The organism is Aminobacter sp. AP02, assembly GCF_003148805.1.
In the GTDB taxonomy this organism is placed as follows: domain Bacteria; phylum Pseudomonadota; class Alphaproteobacteria; order Rhizobiales; family Rhizobiaceae; genus Aminobacter.
Window position 1 is genome coordinate 14,349 of the sequence record NZ_QGGX01000018.1, and the last position, 15,934, is coordinate 30,282.

At 62.6% G+C, this 15,934-nt stretch carries 14 protein-coding genes; 11 read left to right on the forward strand and 3 right to left on the reverse strand.

The window, feature by feature from the left end; translation table 11 throughout:
* The first annotated feature begins 4 nt into the window (after positions 1-4).
* The 3 genes from C8K44_RS20855 (at position 5) to C8K44_RS20865 (ending at position 2,814) form a co-directional block, all read left to right on the forward strand.
* Complete coding sequence (locus C8K44_RS20855) at positions 5-1,486, forward strand: aminotransferase class V-fold PLP-dependent enzyme (RefSeq protein ID WP_109577695.1); 1,482 nt, start codon at positions 5-7, stop codon at positions 1,484-1,486.
* 3 nt (positions 1,487-1,489) lie between these two features.
* On the forward strand, positions 1,490-2,368 hold the full coding sequence (locus C8K44_RS20860) for an MBL fold metallo-hydrolase (RefSeq protein ID WP_109577696.1): 879 nt from the start codon (positions 1,490-1,492) through the stop codon (positions 2,366-2,368).
* Between the two features lie 143 nt (positions 2,369-2,511).
* Entirely contained in the window at positions 2,512-2,814 is a 303-nt protein-coding gene (locus C8K44_RS20865; protein WP_109577697.1) for a hypothetical protein, read from the forward strand.
* Between the two features lie 13 nt (positions 2,815-2,827).
* Here the strand turns inward: C8K44_RS20865 and C8K44_RS20870 are convergent, their stop codons facing one another.
* Entirely contained in the window at positions 2,828-3,370 is a 543-nt protein-coding gene (locus C8K44_RS20870; protein WP_109577698.1) for a hypothetical protein, read from the reverse strand.
* A 241-nt stretch (positions 3,371-3,611) separates the two neighbouring features.
* Positions 3,612-3,839: a hypothetical protein gene (locus tag C8K44_RS20875; protein WP_109577699.1), complete on the reverse strand. Its 228-nt coding sequence runs from the start codon at positions 3,837-3,839 to the stop codon at positions 3,612-3,614.
* A 719-nt stretch (positions 3,840-4,558) separates the two neighbouring features.
* Here C8K44_RS20875 and C8K44_RS20880 point away from each other — a divergent pair.
* The 8 genes from C8K44_RS20880 to phoB all read left to right on the forward strand — a co-directional run bounded on the left by C8K44_RS20880 (position 4,559) and on the right by phoB (position 14,533).
* On the forward strand, positions 4,559-4,915 hold the full coding sequence (locus tag C8K44_RS20880; protein ID WP_109577700.1) for a putative quinol monooxygenase: 357 nt from the start codon (positions 4,559-4,561) through the stop codon (positions 4,913-4,915).
* 107 nt (positions 4,916-5,022) lie between these two features.
* A complete protein-coding gene (locus C8K44_RS20885) occupies positions 5,023-7,968 on the forward strand; it encodes a response regulator (RefSeq protein WP_109577701.1) in 2,946 nt (981 codons plus the stop codon).
* Positions 7,969-8,236: 268 nt separating this feature from the next.
* Complete coding sequence (locus tag C8K44_RS20890) at positions 8,237-9,274, forward strand: substrate-binding domain-containing protein (protein ID WP_109577702.1); 1,038 nt, start codon at positions 8,237-8,239, stop codon at positions 9,272-9,274.
* Positions 9,275-9,373: 99 nt separating this feature from the next.
* A complete protein-coding gene (pstC, locus tag C8K44_RS20895; RefSeq protein WP_109577703.1) occupies positions 9,374-10,840 on the forward strand; it encodes a phosphate ABC transporter permease subunit PstC in 1,467 nt (488 codons plus the stop codon).
* Positions 10,837-12,153 (forward strand): phosphate ABC transporter permease PstA, encoded by a 1,317-nt coding sequence (pstA, locus tag C8K44_RS20900; protein WP_109577704.1) that lies wholly within the window; start codon positions 10,837-10,839, stop codon positions 12,151-12,153. The genes pstC and pstA overlap by 4 nt, the downstream gene beginning before the upstream one ends.
* Positions 12,154-12,177: 24 nt before the next feature.
* Complete coding sequence (gene pstB / locus C8K44_RS20905) at positions 12,178-12,999, forward strand: phosphate ABC transporter ATP-binding protein PstB (RefSeq protein ID WP_109577705.1); 822 nt, start codon at positions 12,178-12,180, stop codon at positions 12,997-12,999.
* Between the two features lie 41 nt (positions 13,000-13,040).
* Complete coding sequence (phoU, locus tag C8K44_RS20910) at positions 13,041-13,745, forward strand: phosphate signaling complex protein PhoU (RefSeq protein WP_109577706.1); 705 nt, start codon at positions 13,041-13,043, stop codon at positions 13,743-13,745.
* Positions 13,746-13,843: 98 nt separating this feature from the next.
* A complete protein-coding gene (gene phoB, locus C8K44_RS20915; RefSeq protein ID WP_109577707.1) occupies positions 13,844-14,533 on the forward strand; it encodes a phosphate regulon transcriptional regulator PhoB in 690 nt (229 codons plus the stop codon).
* On the opposite strand, the gene C8K44_RS20920 is transcribed toward phoB, so the two are convergent.
* The gene (locus C8K44_RS20920; protein ID WP_109577708.1) at positions 14,530-15,771 is read right to left on the reverse strand and encodes an ROK family protein; all 1,242 of its coding nucleotides are present in this window, start codon (positions 15,769-15,771) and stop codon (positions 14,530-14,532) included. The genes phoB and C8K44_RS20920 overlap by 4 nt on opposite strands.
* Between the last annotated feature and the right edge of the window lie 163 nt (positions 15,772-15,934).

A 15,934-nucleotide genomic window follows, 5' to 3' on the forward strand; every position in this document is an offset into this window, starting at 1 on the left:
TTCGATGGAAACCATGTGCTCCGACAAGCCTGGCGGCACTGGCCTGCTTCACAAGTTCAGGCGAGACATCGCGGCCGGCGATGTGGTTTCAAAGCTGCGCGACGGCCTTGTCGGCAATGGCGCCAAGATCGAAGGACCGTTCGGCGCAAAGGCCATGGTCTATGCCGACTATGTCGCTTCGGGGCGGGCGCTGATGCAGATCGAGCGGTTCGTGCTCGAGGAGGTCCTGCCTTACTACGCCAACAGCCACACCGAGGCGTCCTATTGCGGCGGCATGATGACCCGCCTGCGCCGCGAAGCGCGCGCGACGATCGCCGATTGCTGCGGTGCCAGCGACAAGCATGCGGTCATCTTTGCCGGTTCGGGTGCTACCGCCGGCATCAACCGGCTGGTCAAGCTTCTCGGCGTCGCTGATGCAGTCGCCGCCGGCAAGCGGGTCCGCGTCATCATCGGACCCTACGAGCACCATTCGAACATCCTGCCCTGGCGCGAAAGCGGAGCGGAGATCGTCGAGATCGCAGAATGCGCCAAGGGCGGGCCCGATCGCACCGCGCTCGGCGAGGCGCTGCAAAATACTGCCGACCTCACGGTCTGTGCGTTCTCGGCCGCGTCCAACGTCACCGGCATCATCACCGATGTCGCTGCCGTCACCAAAATGGTGAAGGCGGCGGGAGCGAAAGTGGTCTGGGACTATGCCGGTGCCGGGCCCTACATGCCGATCGAAATGTCGCCTGAAAGCGGTGCCGACATCGATGCTGTGGTGATCTCGCCGCACAAGTTTCTCGGTGGCCCCGGTGCTTCGGGCGTGCTGATCGTGCGCCGCGACGCCGTGACGACGTGCAAGCCGTCCTGGCCCGGCGGCGGGACCGTCAAGTTCGTGTCGCCCACCAGTCACGACTACAGCACCTCCTTGGAGGCACGAGAGGAAGCCGGCACGCCCAACGTCGTGGGTGATATCCGTGCTGCCCTTGCCTTCCTGGTCAAGGACGCTCTGGGCGCCGACGCGATGCAGGCCCGCAACGCCGAATTGACCAAGTGCGGCATGTCCGCGTGGGGCGAAGTTGAAAACATCGAGCTTCTCGGCGCGCTGTCGCCGCAACGGTTGCCGATCTTTTCGTTCCGCGTCAGAGACGGCAAGGGCGGGTACGTCCACCAGCAGCTCGTGACCCGTATGCTGAGCGATCGCTTCGGCATCCAGGCGCGCGGCGGCTGCGCCTGCGCTGGTCCTTATGTGCATCGCCTCTTGTCGATCGACGAAGCGGAATCGCAGCGTATGCGCGCGGCGATCCTGGCCGGCGACGAGATCAGCAAGCCAGGCTTCATCAGGCTCAATTTCAGCGTGCTGTTGCCGGAAGATAAAGTGCAGTTCATCCTCGATGCGGTGAGGCAGTTGGCGGGGGACGCGATGCAGTACCAATCACGCTATGATTTCGACGCCAGCCGCGCGATCTTTTACCCGCGCAATGTCGAAATGGCGGAGGCTTGAGAGATGGCAAGACCCGATATCGCCGCCTTCTTCGATCCGCGGACATGGTCGGTGCAGTATATCGTGTCCGACCCGCGCACCAGGCAGTGCGCCGTCATCGATCCGGTTCTCGATTTTGACGAGAAGTCGGGTGCGACTGATACCGCCAATGCCGACCGGCTGCTCGAGTTCGTTCGTGCGCAGGATCTCGAGGTGCAGTGGATCCTGGACACGCACCCGCATGCCGACCATTTCTCGGCGGCGTCCTATCTGAAAGCCAAGACCGGCGCGCCGACGGCGATCGGGGCGCGCATCGTCGACGTGCAAAAGCTGTGGGCCGGCATCTACAACTGGCCGAGCCTGCGTACCGACGGCTCGCAGTGGGACCGCCTGTTCGCAAAGGGCGACACGTTCGAGATCGGCGGCATCAAGGCCGGGGTGATGTTTTCGCCCGGCCATACGCTGGCGTCGGTCACCTATGTCGTGGGCGACGCGGCCTTCGTGCATGACACCGTGTTCATGCCCGATAGCGGCACCGCGCGCACGGATTTCCCCGGCGGCAGCGCCAACTCGCTGTGGGCCACGATCCAGGACATCGTCGCACTGCCCGACGATACCCGCATTTTTGTCGGCCACGATTATCAGCCAGGTGGCCGTGAACCACGCTGGGAAAGCACCGTTGCCGCCCAGAAAAACCAGAACATCCACCTGACGCGCTATGAACGCGAGGAAGACTTCGTGGCTTTCCGCAACGAGCGTGACAGCACCTTGCCGATGCCCAAGCTGATCCTGCATGCGCTGCAGATCAACATAAATGGCGGCAGGTTTCCCGAGCCCGAAGCCAACGGCAAGCGCTATCTGAAGTTCCCGCTCAATGCGCTCCATGGGGCAGCCTGGGGCTAGGCTTGCGGGGCGACAGATCGTCCACGGCGACCGGCTGCCCTTGTGGCGGTGATGCCGGTCATCGTAGCTTCTCCGCACTCATACCCGCAGTGCAGGCAAGGTTTTCGCCTTGCGCATTGCCGCTTCGACTGGAGACTGTGCTCATGATGACCGGACCAATCTGCAAGGCTGCCCGTGCGATTGTTGAAATCACGCGCGCGAAGCTGGCGACGGCGTCGAGTGTGGAGGAGCAGGTCATCGAGGCGTTCGAGCGGCAGATAACGATACCTGCCGACGACACCGTCCTTGCGCTGCAATCGGCGCTCGAGCGGCTCGGGGCCGTGTTCATTCCGGAAGAGGGCGCCAATGGCGCGGGGGTGCGCCTCAAGTTCAGCCGTTCGGTGACCCGGCGCCTGTCGACGCTTGAAGGCGAAGGCGGTCCCGTGGCGAGCGATGACGTTCCCTGACGCAGCGAGTGGATCAGGGCTCGGCGGCCTCGCCGTCCTGTGGAGTTGGCCAAGGTTCCGTCGGTGGTGGCAGGGTCCTGGAAAATTCGACGCCGTCGATGACCAGCACCTGGGGGATTGGCGCTGCGGCCACCCGTTCAATGCCGTCGCTACAGGAAAACACTGGCCAGCCGGTATCCGTGCAAAGGATGTCGACGAACCAGTTGCCGAGCTGATCGGTCATGCTGATGCGCAAGGAGCCGTCACGTAGCCGGCGGACGTGAGAACCGTTCGGCGCTGTCCAGGTCCAAGGTCCGCCAAGGGGCCGGCCGTAGGACATGATGAACGGGTAGACCTTTGGCGGCAGCTCCTCGTATTCCGCAGCGTCGCGATAGCGCATCATCGCGGTGACGTAGTCGGCGGCTGTGTTGGGCCATCGTTGGTAGAGCGTCGCCAGATTGTGTTGATGTGGATCGGTGAGCAGGGTTCGGCCACGGCTCGCTTCGACCCCAGCCGCAGGCGATGCGGCGAGGCTGACGACGATGATGGCAACCAGCGTGGCGAGACGTTGCGTCATATGCCCGGATTCGATGGCCCCCTGCCGGGCGTCATTGTCGCTTTTCAGCGGCGCGGGATCAATGGCTGAAAGGCGAACAGCCGATTTACGGAAATTCTGGAGTTCGTCTGGTGGGCCGCACGACGCAAACTGTCAAAGGTGCGCCTCGAAACGGGACCATGCGGCTAGCGATAGGTGCTTCCCTGACCCGAAAGCCGGAGCGCTTTCGGGAAGTCCAGTTCAGCCGCAAGCCGCCTGAGCCTCAGGCAGCGGTTCTTGTCCTGAAGCGGGGTATGCTTGCCAGCAACAGATCCTTGTCACGCACGCCGCTTCGATAGAGCTTGAGAAGTGTCCTCGCAATTTCGCTTGCCCACACCGAGCCCGGGTCTTCGCCGCGTTCGAGGCAAATCTGGTCGAACACGCGCTGAAGAAGCGCGAGATCTTTGGGATAAATCGGGGAGTTAGGCTGGGTGAAAAGTACGTGCTCCATAGTCTTCTCCCATGGGGTGCTTGTTTTTTGTCTTTATGCTTGCTGGTGAGTTTTGCCTGCCTGCTGTCACGGTCAGGGGAACTGACCGCCCCGGTGCTCAAACACCTTCCATGCCTACCGACATGGAATGGGGATAGTGTGGAGCATCGTCACGTCGTGTGGAAACATCTGCCGCAGGCGATTGCATCAAAATGCCTCCTTGAGGCAAAGGTTGCATGCTGGCGTAGGTCATTTTCAGGGCGGAAAGTCTGCTCTACAACCCAAGCTATGTCGAGTCACCCTGGGTTGCATCGGAATTGCAGGACGGCCCGGCCCAATCAATTGAAAAAACCCGCCGCAAGGGGCTGCGGCGGGCTCTTTATGAGCGTGGTTGAAAGGAAAAGACCACGCTCGCTTTCACCTGGGAATGAACTCCACAATGAAGGGAAAGTTCCCTGTTTTCGTGCTTCCGTTACAGGTCGAAATCCACAGTGATCGGCTGCCTTCATCAATTGTTCACCATCAGCTACGCACCATTGGCCTGCGCAATGTATCGAGTGCGCGTCTTCGGCAACGCCCGGCGGGCTGCACACCCTTCTGCCCGCCGGTGCGTCGCAAGACCCGCTGCAGCCTTCCCAACAACCCCGGCATGACTTAGCCTGCCGCAACGGTCGGCGCCGTGGCGCTGAATGGCGGTACCAGACCGCGGATCGCAGGAAAGGCATGAACCTTTGGCTGAAATGACCATCATCGTCGAATTCGAAACACTGGATGGGGCGGAGGAGCAATTCCTCGACCTGATCTCTGAGCATGCGCGCGCGACATTGCAGGAAGAGCCGGGCTGCCTGCGCTTCGAGGTGATCAAGCCGGTGGAACGCGACGGCACGCCGGTCGCCAACAAGGTGATGGTCAACGAGCTCTATGCCGATGAAGCCGCTGTTGCGGCGCATGAGCGCAATCCGCGCATGCCTGACGTGCAGGCGGCCCTTTCGCCCTTGCTCAAGTCGCGCCGGCTGGTGCTGGCCAGGTCGCTCGGCCTTGTCGATCCCAATGGCGGCATGCGGCCCGAAGAATTGAATGCCGCCAACGACGATTAGGCCGAATGGGCCTTGTTAAGGTTAGTCAGTCGTTAATGCTTCTGCGGCAAGGTTCGCTGCGGCGAGTTGCGGGGGAGCAGCATCGCCCTTGCACGCAGGGCTGACGGATGCGGAACATTCTGGGGTCGGACGACGATGATCCGGCCGGCAAGCCGGCAAATGGCCAGGTGCTGACGATCGAGGAACGCAATGTGCGGGCCCTGGAAGCGGCAAACCTGCCTTATGCCGATCTCGAACGCACCATCGATTCGATGAACATGGGCGTCGTGCTGGTCGATGCCGGACTCCGCGTCCTGTTCATCAACAGGGCATTCTACGACATCTGGAACGTCACCGTCGATCAGGTTGCCGCCGGCTGCCCGTTCCGGGCGCTGATGGACGTCAACCGTCACAATGGCGTCTACGAAATCGCCGACGACAAGTGGGAAGGCTATGTCGTCTCGCGCGAGTCCGAGATACTGGCCGGCGATGTCGCGCCGCGCGAGTTCCACCGCGCCGACGGCCGCACCATCATTTATTCGGTCACCGCACTATCGGGCGGCAAGCGGCTGGTCTCCTACTACGATGTGAGCGCGATGAAGCAGCGCGAAGTCGAGGCGGTCGAGGCGCGCCACCGGTTGGCCGAGGTGCTGGAGTCGCTGCCGGCAGGCGTCGTGATCTACGATCGTGACGACCGTTTCGTGCTTGCCAACCACAAGCTCAAGAACGCGCTGCCTGCACTCGACGGTGTCATGACCGAAGGAAGCTCGCTGCGCGACAGCCTGGTTGTGGCGCAACGCTCCGGCTACTACCGCGACACGGGCGACGCCGAACTCGATGCCCTCTACGACGCCGATCCGGAGGCGTGGGTCGAGGGCATGACTGCCCGGTACCACACCAGCCAGGCGGTCAGGGAGCGGCGCAATCCCGACGGACGCTGGTACCAGGTCTTCGACCAGCGGCTGGCCGACGGTACGTTCATCGGCGTGCGTGTCGATATCACCGAGCTTAAGTTGCGCGAACGGGCGCTGCAGGAAAGCATGCGCGAAAACGAGGTGTTCCGCAGCCTCATCGACAATGTACCGGTCTCGATCTACGCCAAGCACGACGACCTCAGGCTGATGTATGTCAACCAGGGGTGGTGCGAACTGACCGGCTATTCCAAGCAGGAAGCGATCGGAAAGACCGACCTCGAGATTTTCGGACCAGAAGGCGAACCCTTCATGGAAGCCGACCGGGAAGTGATGCGCAACGGCTCGACCGTGGAGGTCGAGGAGACGGCGACCGACCCGGGCGGGACGGTGCGACACCAGTTTGCCCGCAAGAGCGCGATGGTGGCGTCCGACGGCTCGCTCTACCTGATCGGGTCAACGACCAACATCACCGAACTGAAGCAGCGTGAGGCCGACCTTGAGGAGGCGCAGCGCCGTGCGGTGCTGGCCGACCGCGCCAAGTCGGAATTCCTCGCCAACATGAGCCACGAAATCCGCACGCCGATGAATGGCGTGCTCGGCATGGCCGAGCTTTTGGCGAAGTCCGATCTCGATCCCAAGCAGAAGACCTTCACCGACATCATCGTCAAATCAGGCAACGCGCTGCTGACGATCATCAACGACATCCTCGACTTCTCGAAGATCGATGCCGGCCAGCTGGTGCTCGATCCCATTCCGTTCAACCTGTCGGAGGCGATCGAGGACGTCGCCACCTTGATGTCGACGCGCGCCAAGGAGAAAGACCTGGAGCTGATCGTGCGCATGCAGCCCGATCTCAGGCATGTCTATGTCGGCGATGTCGGGCGCATCAGGCAGATCATCACCAACTTGCTTGGCAATGCGGTCAAATTCACCGATGCGGGCCATGTCCTGGTGGACGTGACGGGCCGCAACGACGGCGAGCAGACCAAGCTGCATATAGCCGTGACCGACACGGGCATCGGCATTCCCGAGGCCAAGCTCAAACTGGTTTTCGAAAAGTTCAGCCAGGTCGATGCGTCGTCGACGCGGCGGCATGAAGGCACCGGCCTCGGGTTGGCGATTACCTCGCGGCTGGTCGACATGATGGGCGGCGAGATCGGTGTGGAAAGCGCCGAGGGAGCCGGCTCGACCTTCTGGTTCACGCTGACGCTGCCCAACGCAGCGCGGCTGGAGACAAGGCCGGCGGCCTTGATCGACGTGACCGGTGCGCGGGTGCTGATCGTCGATGACAATGCCGTCAACCGCACCATCCTGACCGAACAGATGTCGGCATGGGGGTTCGATTCCTGTGCCGCCCAAAGCGGCGCGGAAGGATTTCGGGTGCTGAGCGCGGCGCACGCACTGGGTGTCAAGGTCGACTGCGTCGTGCTCGATTACCAGATGCCCGGCATGACAGGTGCCGAGATGGCACGGCTTGTGCGCCATACGCCAACCCTGGCCGACACGCCGATTGTCATGTTGACCTCGGTCGACCAGTCCCTTTCAGGCCCCGGATACCGCGACCTTGCCATCGACGCCCAGTTGATCAAGCCAGCGCGCTCGTCGGCATTGCTGGAGGCGCTGGTGGCGACGATCCAGCGGCGGCGAACGCCGAACCTTACGCCGGTGAAGGTGGCCGAGGCGCAGATGCCGGCTAAGAATGCGATCAACTCGATTACCAACGTGACACGGCTTCGTGGCGGCCAGCGGCCGGCAGGGGAGGGCGATCTCGACATTCTCGTTGCCGAAGACAACGAGGTGAACCAGATGGTTTTCAGCCAGATCCTGGCCGAGACCGAACTGAGCTTCGAGATCGTCGGCAATGGCAGGCGCGCTGTCGCTGCCTATGGCGAGCGCCGCCCGCGCATGATCCTCATGGACGTATCCATGCCCGAGATGAACGGCCTGGAAGCGACGGGCGAAATCCGCAAGCTCGAACGTGGCACAGGTATCCGCGTGCCCATCATCGGCGTCACCGCGCATGCGCTCAAGGGCGACAAGGACCGCTGTCTCGAAGCCGGCATGGACGACTATCTGCCCAAGCCGATCAGTCCGCGCGCCCTGCTCGAAAAGATCGAGCGCTGGTCATGGCAGGATGACGAGCGCCGCGGCGCGATCTGACCTTTATCCGTCGAAGACTGTGGAAATGTGACAGGCGAAGGTGGCAAAGGCTGGCTTGCCGTTGGGTAGGCGGCTTGCTTTCGTTGCTTGTCTGTTGTTTGCCTCGCGCCGGCAAAGGATCGAGGAAACGACCCCTTGGCCGCTATGCACAGCGACCGTTACCGGGGTGACACGAAACTGTCATCTAACTGTAATAGAGGGGGGCTATTGGCTCACCGGGCGCCGAAGAAAGGCGTCATACGAGATACTCCAACAGGAGCAGGCCCCAATGAAAAAAGCTCTTCTCACCGCGTCGGCCGCTGCCTTCGCGATCGCAGCCTCGGTAGGCTATGCCTCGGCCCGCGACCAGGTTCAGGTTGCCGGTTCCTCGACCGTTCTGCCCTATGCCAAGATCGTTGCCGAGCAGTTCGGTGAAACCTTCACCAACTTCAAGACCCCAGTGGTCGAGTCCGGCGGCAGCGGCGCCGGCATCAAGGAATTCTGCAAGGGCGTAGGCGAAAACACCATCGACATCGCCAACTCCTCGCGTCCGATCAAGATGGACGAGATCCAGTCCTGCGTCGACGCCGGCGTCAAGGAAATCCAGGAAGTGAAGATCGGCTATGACGGCATCGTCTTCGCGACCGACGTCAAGGGCCCCGATTGGGCACTGACCCCCGAGGACATCTACACGGCGCTGGCCGCCAAGATCGCCGTTGACGGCAAGCTGGTCGACAACCCGAATACCAAGTGGAACCAGGTCAACCCGAACCTGCCAGACTGGGACATCGCCGCTTACATTCCCGGCGAGAAGCACGGCACCCGTGAAGTCTTCGAAGAAAAGCTCCTGATCGCCGGCTGCAAGAAGCTCGGCGGCGTTGAAGCCGGCAAGGCTTCGGGCCTCGACGACAAGGCTGCCGAAGCAGCGTGCAAGGCCGTGCGCAAGGACGGCAAGGCCATCGACATCGACGGCGACTACTCCGAGACGCTTGCCCGTATCGACAGCAACAAGACCGGCGTCGGCGTATTTGGCCTGGCGTTCTACGAAAACAACGCCGACAAGCTGAAGGTCGCCACCGTGGGCGGCATCACGCCTTCGGTCGAGACCATTGCTTCAGGCGAGTATCCGGTGTCGCGTCCGCTGTTCTTCTACGTCAAGAAGGCACATCTCGGCGTTATCCCGGGCCTGAAGGAATATGTCGAATTCTTCCTCGACGACCAGATGGTCGGCCCGGAAAGCCCGCTTGCCGACTACGGCCTGGTTGCCGCTCCGGACGCTGAGCGCGCTGCCCAGCGCGAAGCCTTCGGCGCCGGCAAGACCATGTAATATCTACTCGCATGGGGCGGCGGAAAAATCGCCGCCCCATGGAATATTCCGCCGGCTGTTCCGTTCGGCACAATGATCTGAATTCACCGAGGCCGGCCCATGTCTTTCCTGCTCGTCTTCGCCATCGTACTCGCCATAGGATTGGTCGCCTTCGTGGTCGGCCGACAAAGGGCGCGTGCGCAAGATGACGGAACGGTCAAGCCGCACTCGCGCGCGCACTATCACGGCTGGTGGGCGTTCCTGACGGGCGTGGTTCCGGCAGTATTGTTTCTCGCTGCCTGGGATACCGGGGCGAGCGCCTATCTCGACAGCCATATCCACGCATCCTTGCCCGCCGACGTCGCCGACGGCACGGTTGCGCATGAAGACCTCGCGGCGGGCCTTGTCAAAAGCCTCGCCAGCGGCATGCGCCGGCTCGATAGCCAGACGCTTGCCGCGCTGCCGCAGAGTTTTGCCGAACTGCAGCCGATGCTCGCCGCAAAGGGCGTGGCGCTGGCGCCCGACACCAAGGACTACATGATCCCGATCGCGGCGGACGCCAACCGCGTCTCCGACCGCCTCGACACAATCGCAGCAGTCGTTTCGATCGGCCTCGCATTGATCGGCGTCGGTTTTGGGCTCAGCCGCATCAGCCCGCGCGCCAGGGCGCGCAACAATGTCGAGAAGGTGATGCTGTGGAGCCTGCTCGGCGCCTCGACGCTCGCCATCCTGACGACAATCGGCATCGTGTTGTCGATGCTGTTCCAGACAATCGCCTTCTTCGAAAAGATTCCGCTCACGAACTTCTTCTTCGGCACCGTGTGGGATCCGCGTTTCGCCGCGGCCGGCTCGGGCGGCGCGGAAGGCCAGTTCGGCCTGATCCCGCTTCTGGCCGGCACGCTCTACATCGCCTTCGTTGCGCTGCTGGTCGCTGTACCGATCGGCCTGATGTCGGCGGTCTACATGTCGGAATATGCCGCGCCCAAGGTGCGCGCGGTGGTCAAGCCGGCGCTCGAACTTCTCGCCGGCATCCCGACCATCGTCTACGGTATCTTCGCGCTCGTGACGCTCGGGCCCTTCCTGCGCGACATCAGCGCCGCCCTGACCGGCGGTACGCCGTTCATCCAGGCGCAGTCGATCCTGACCGCCGGCCTGGTGATGGGCGTGATGCTGATCCCGGTCGTTTCCTCGCTCTCCGACGACATCATCACCGCAGTGCCGCGCGCCATGCGCGACGGATCGCTCGGCCTTGGCGCCACGCGCTCGGAAACGATCAAGCGCGTCATCCTCCCAGCCGCCTTGCCGGGTATCGTCGGCGCCATCCTGCTCACCGCATCCCGCGCCATCGGCGAGACGATGATCGTGGTGCTGGCGGCCGGCGTCGCGGCCAACCTGACTCTCAATCCCTTCGAGGCGATGACCACCATCACCGTCAAGATCGTCAACCAGCTGACCGGCGACCTCGAGTTCAACACGCCGCAGACGCTTGTTGCCTTCGCGCTCGGCATCACGCTCTTTGCGCTGACCCTGGTGATGAACATCGTCGCGCTTTACATCGTCCGGAAGTACCGGGAGCAGTACGAATGACCGATATTTCGCTCGACACGCTTGCCACCTCGGTTGCCCGTCCGCGCCGCGATATTGGTCTCAAGAAGCGCTACGCCGCCGAGCGCCGGTTCCGCCTGTATGGCGTGCTGGCGATCGCCATCGGCCTGGCATTCCTGGCCGTCATGCTGACTTCCATCGTCTCCAAGGGCTACACCGCCTTCTGGCAGACGACGGTGACGCTGCCGATCAATTTCGACGAAAAGATCATCGACCCGTCCAACAAGCGGGCGACCGATCCGAATGTCCTGATCACGGCGAACTATCCCAAGCTCGCCGAAGCCGCGCTGATCGAAAAGCTCGGCATCGATCCCAACGACAAGGCGCAGGTGCGCAAGCTCAAGGGCTTCCTGTCCGACAGCTCGCGCGTCCAGCTCAGGGCGATCGTTGCCGCCGACCCGTCCGTCATCGGCACGACGCGCAACGTCGATATCCTTGCAGCAGCCAACCTCGACTCGGCCTTCAAGGGCCAGATCGACCTCGACGTTCCGGAAAGCCGCCGCAAGGTGTCGGACCAGCAGGTCGAGTGGATGAACAAGCTCAAGGCCGAAGGCGTCATGGCCGAGCACTTCAACACCGGGCTGTTCAGCTATGGCGCGTCGAGCCGGCCTGAAACCTCCGGCGTCGGTGTCGCCCTCATCGGCTCGTTCTACATGATGGTGATCGTGCTGCTTCTGGCATTGCCGATCGGCGTCGCTGCCTCGATCTATCTCGAGGAGTTCGCCAAGAAGAGCCGCTTCACCGACCTGATCGAGGTCAACATCAACAACCTCGCCGCCGTGCCGTCGATCGTCTTCGGTCTGCTGGGTCTCGCCGTGTTCATCAACTTCCTCGGCCTGCCGCGCTCGGCTTCCTTTGTCGGCGGCCTGGTACTGACGCTGATGACGCTGCCGACGATCATCATCGCGACGCGTGCCGCCTTGGCCGCCGTGCCGCCGTCGATCCGCTCGGCCGCACTTGGCCTCGGCGCATCCAAGATGCAGATGGTGTTTCAGCACATCCTGCCGCTGGCCGCGCCCGGCATCCTGACCGGCACGATCATCGGCCTGGCTCGTGCGCTGGGCGAGACAGCGCCCTTGCTGTTGATCGGCATGGTCGCCTTCGTCGCCGACTATCCCAAGACGCCTTTCGACCCTGCGACGGCCTTGCCGGTACAGATCTACATGTGGGCGAATGAGGCCGAGCGCGCCTTTGTCGAACGCATGTCGGGCGCCATCATCATCCTTTTGCTCTTCCTCATGGCCATGAACATTGTCGCCATCGTCCTGCGCCGCCGCTTCGAGCGCCGCTGGTAGGGCATGGACAAGGAGTATCCTGCTATGAACATCATGACCGAGAAAAAACTCGAAGACGCGGTGAATGCCGAGATGAACAGACCCAATGAAATCATCAAGATGCGCGGCGACCAGGTTACCGTGCACTATGGCGACAAACAGGCGCTGTTCGGTGTCAATCTCGACGTCCGCCAGAACCAGGTGACAGCGCTGATCGGGCCTTCGGGCTGCGGCAAGTCGACCTTCCTGCGCTGCCTCAACCGCATGAACGACACCATCGACAGTGCGCGCGTCGGCGGCAAGATCACGCTCGACAATGAAGACATCTACGATCCCAAGATCGACGTCGTCGAACTGCGCGCGCGTGTCGGCATGGTGTTCCAGAAACCGAACCCGTTCCCCAAGTCGATCTACGAAAACGTCGCCTACGGCCCGCGCATCCATGGCCTTGCCAAGAACAAGGCCGAGCTCGACGTGATCGTCGAAAAAAGCCTGCAGAAGGCGGCCCTGTGGAACGAAGCCAAGGACCGTCTCAACGAGCCGGGCACCGGCCTGTCGGGCGGCCAGCAGCAGCGCCTGTGCATTGCGCGCGCCATTGCCGTCGCGCCCGAAGTGATCCTTATGGACGAGCCCTGCTCGGCGCTCGATCCGATCGCCACCGCCAAGGTGGAAGAGCTGATCGACGAATTGCGCGAGAACTACACTATCGTCATCGTGACGCACTCCATGCAGCAGGCGGCACGCGTGTCGCAGCGTACGGCGATGTTCCACCTCGGTTATCTCGTCGAGGAGGGCGCCACCGACAAGATGTTCACCAACCCCGACGACAAGCGTACGCAGGACTACATCACCGGCCGCTTCGGCTGAGTGGACGTTTTCGCCGCGGCATACGAGACGAGGAAGAAATCATGGGCGAACATACAGTCCGGTCCTTCGACGAGGAACTCCAACACGTCGACCAGCTCATCCGCGACATGGGCGACCTCGCCGGCTCGATGGTTGCCGGTGCCATCCGCGCACTGTTGTCGTCCGACCAGGCGCTCGGGCAGAGCATCGTTGCCGACGACACGATCATGGACGCCAAGCAGCGCGAGCTCGACAACAGTGCCATCACGCTGATCGCCAAGCGCCAGCCGATGGCGCAGGACCTGCGCGCCGTGGTTGGCGCCATCCGCATGGCGGGCGATCTCGAACGCATCGGCGACCTCGCCAAGAACATCGCCAAGCGCGTCGGCGCCGTCGGCCAGTCGCCGACGCCCCGCAATCTCTCGCATTCGATCGATACCATGGCTCAGCTGGTGCTCGACCAGGTACGCGGTGTCGTTGATCTCTATGTCGCGCGCCAGGCCGAGGGCCTGAAGAACCTGCGCGTCGACGACCAGAAGATCGACATCCAGTACAATGCGGTCTTCCGCGAACTCCTGACCTACATGATGGAAGATCCGCGCAACATCACTGCCTGCACGCATCTCTTGTTCTGCGCCAAGAACCTCGAGCGCATTGGCGACCACGTCACCAACATCGCCGAGAACGCCTATTTCGTGGTGACCGGCACGCAGCTGCCGCTTAACCGGCCGAAGGTCGACGAAACCACTTCGACGGTTTCGGCCTGAGAACTTCCGCAACCGCATGCGTTTGGCGCGGGGGCGCTGCATAGGTTAAATCAGCGTATGGTCCGCAAGCGGCCATGCGCCAGGACAAGGTATAGCCGATGATCGCTCCCAAGGTCATGTTGGTCGAAGACGAAGAGCCGCTGGGCGTGCTGCTTCGCTACAATCTCGAATCCGAAGGCTACCAGGTCGAGGTCGTCACGCGTGGCGACGAGGCCGAGATCAGGCTGCAGGAAAACGTACCGGACCTTCTGGTTCTCGACTGGATGGTGCCGGCACTTTCCGGCATCGAACTGTGCCGCCGGCTTCGCATGCGCCCAGACACCGAGCGCCTGCCGATCATCATGCTGACCGCGCGCGGCGAAGAGAGCGATCGCGTGCGCGGGTTGTCGACGGGCGCCGACGATTATCTGGTCAAGCCGTTCTCGACGCCTGAGTTCATGGCGCGGGTCAAGGCATTGCTGCGTCGGGCCAAGCCAGAGGTGCTGTCTTCGGTGCTCAAGGTCGGCGACATCATGCTCGACCGCGAGTCGCACCGGGTCTACCGCAAGAAGAGCGAGATCAAACTCGGGCCGACCGAGTTTCGCCTGCTCGAATTCATGATGCGGCATCCCGGCCGGGTGTTTTCGCGCAGCCAGCTGCTCGACAATGTCTGGGGCGAGACGATTTATATCGACGAACGCACGGTGGACGTTCATGTCGGGCGTCTGCGCAAGGCGGTCAACAATGGCCGCATGCCCGATGTGATCCGCACCATCCGTGGCGCCGGTTACGCCATCCGCGAGGATTAAGCGACATCGGCCCCGGTATGGCGCGGGGTCGTGCCTGAGGCGAAGATCTCCTGATCGACATAGAGCAGGGCGCGCATCAGGCAGCCCAGGCGGATGAGAGGAACCTCGTTCGGCTCGGTGTCGAAGGAGATCGCCTTTGAATGCAGTCCGCCCGCAGTTCTGGCGATCGCTGCGCGGACATGCGGCTCCATCAGGTCGAAGGCGGTAGCGCCTACGCCGACAAAGGCAAGCGGTGCCGGGTCGATCAGCGCGAACATCGAGCCCAGGCCGAAGCCGATGGCTTCACCTGCCTTGCGGAACGCCTCGCGCTCGGGACCGTCATGGTCGCGGGCGGCGTCGGCAAGAGCCGTGATGTCCTCGTCGGAGAGGTCGGCGAGAGGCTCGGCATTCTCGTCGCCGAGACGGGCATTGCGCCAGATCGCATAGTTGCCGGCATAGGCCTCGACACAGCCGCGCCGACCGCAGCGACAGAGCGCTCCGTCCGGGCGATGGATCATATGGCCGAACTCGCCACCCGACGAATGCGTTCCGGTGAACAGTTCGCCCTTCAGCACCAGCCCCATGCCGATGCCATGCGAAAGCAGGATGGCAATGAAGTCGTCGCGGTAGCGGGCCGGGTCGCGCCAGCGCAGGGCCTCGGCGATCATGTTGCAGTCGTTTTCGACCGTCACCGGCACGCCGAACTCCTGCTCGAGGCTGTCGGCAAAGGGGATGTCGTCATGCGAGGTGATCGGTGACCACAGCAGCTTGCGCGAGCCGGAATCGGTGATGCCCTGGACGGCGAGGGCGATGCGAAGAACCGGCCCGTTCGATGTTTCGACGCGCGCGATCAGGTCCCGGATCATGGCGACGCATTCGTCGATCAGCGCGTGAGCGGCCATACGCTGCGTCACGAGGCGGCGGCTGTCTTCGACGATCGTGTTGCCGGCATAGTCGATGACGGCGGCCGAAAGGCTGTTGAGCGAAAGCACGACCGCAACGATGGATGCAGCCTTGGGATCGAGCGCCAATGCAACTTGCGGACGCCCACGTTTCATTGCCGCCTGTTCGTTGCCCTTGGCTTCGGCAAGGATGCCCTCGGCGATCAGATCGGAAGCTATGGTCGATATGGTGGAGTGGCTGAGGCCAGTTGTGGCGGCAATTTCTGTGCGCGAGGGCTGGCTGGCGCGACGAACGGCGGATATAACCATGGCGCGGTTGCGCCGTCTCAGATCGTCGTGACGTATGCCGACCGACATGTGCTCGTCTTCCTCCCGGCGAAGCGCTGCCCTTCTTATGCGGCAGTCCCTTAGCGCGCCAAGTAATAGTGACAGAGCCGAAGCCAAATGTCTTTATTTATTTCGAGCTCCGAAAAAATAGCAGAGACCGCGCGAAAGCATGTTGACAGCGGCTGGTCGTTGA

Coding starts and splice junctions, on each gene's coding strand:
- C8K44_RS20875 (WP_109577699.1), bottom strand. CDS start 3,839: ATGGAGCACGTACTTTTCACCCAGCCTAACTCCCCGATTTATCCCAAA.
- phoU (WP_109577706.1), top strand. CDS start 13,041: ATGGGCGAACATACAGTCCGGTCCTTCGACGAGGAACTCCAACACGTC.
- C8K44_RS20920 (WP_109577708.1), bottom strand. CDS start 15,771: ATGTCGGTCGGCATACGTCACGACGATCTGAGACGGCGCAACCGCGCC.
- C8K44_RS20885 (WP_109577701.1), top strand. CDS start 5,023: ATGCGGAACATTCTGGGGTCGGACGACGATGATCCGGCCGGCAAGCCG.
- C8K44_RS20860 (WP_109577696.1), top strand. CDS start 1,490: ATGGCAAGACCCGATATCGCCGCCTTCTTCGATCCGCGGACATGGTCG.
- C8K44_RS20870 (WP_109577698.1), bottom strand. CDS start 3,370: ATGACGCAACGTCTCGCCACGCTGGTTGCCATCATCGTCGTCAGCCTC.
- pstA (WP_109577704.1), top strand. CDS start 10,837: ATGACCGATATTTCGCTCGACACGCTTGCCACCTCGGTTGCCCGTCCG.
- pstB (WP_109577705.1), top strand. CDS start 12,178: ATGAACATCATGACCGAGAAAAAACTCGAAGACGCGGTGAATGCCGAG.
- C8K44_RS20855 (WP_109577695.1), top strand. CDS start 5: ATGGAAACCATGTGCTCCGACAAGCCTGGCGGCACTGGCCTGCTTCAC.
- pstC (WP_109577703.1), top strand. CDS start 9,374: ATGTCTTTCCTGCTCGTCTTCGCCATCGTACTCGCCATAGGATTGGTC.
- C8K44_RS20880 (WP_109577700.1), top strand. CDS start 4,559: ATGACCATCATCGTCGAATTCGAAACACTGGATGGGGCGGAGGAGCAA.
- phoB (WP_109577707.1), top strand. CDS start 13,844: ATGATCGCTCCCAAGGTCATGTTGGTCGAAGACGAAGAGCCGCTGGGC.
- C8K44_RS20890 (WP_109577702.1), top strand. CDS start 8,237: ATGAAAAAAGCTCTTCTCACCGCGTCGGCCGCTGCCTTCGCGATCGCA.
- C8K44_RS20865 (WP_109577697.1), top strand. CDS start 2,512: ATGATGACCGGACCAATCTGCAAGGCTGCCCGTGCGATTGTTGAAATC.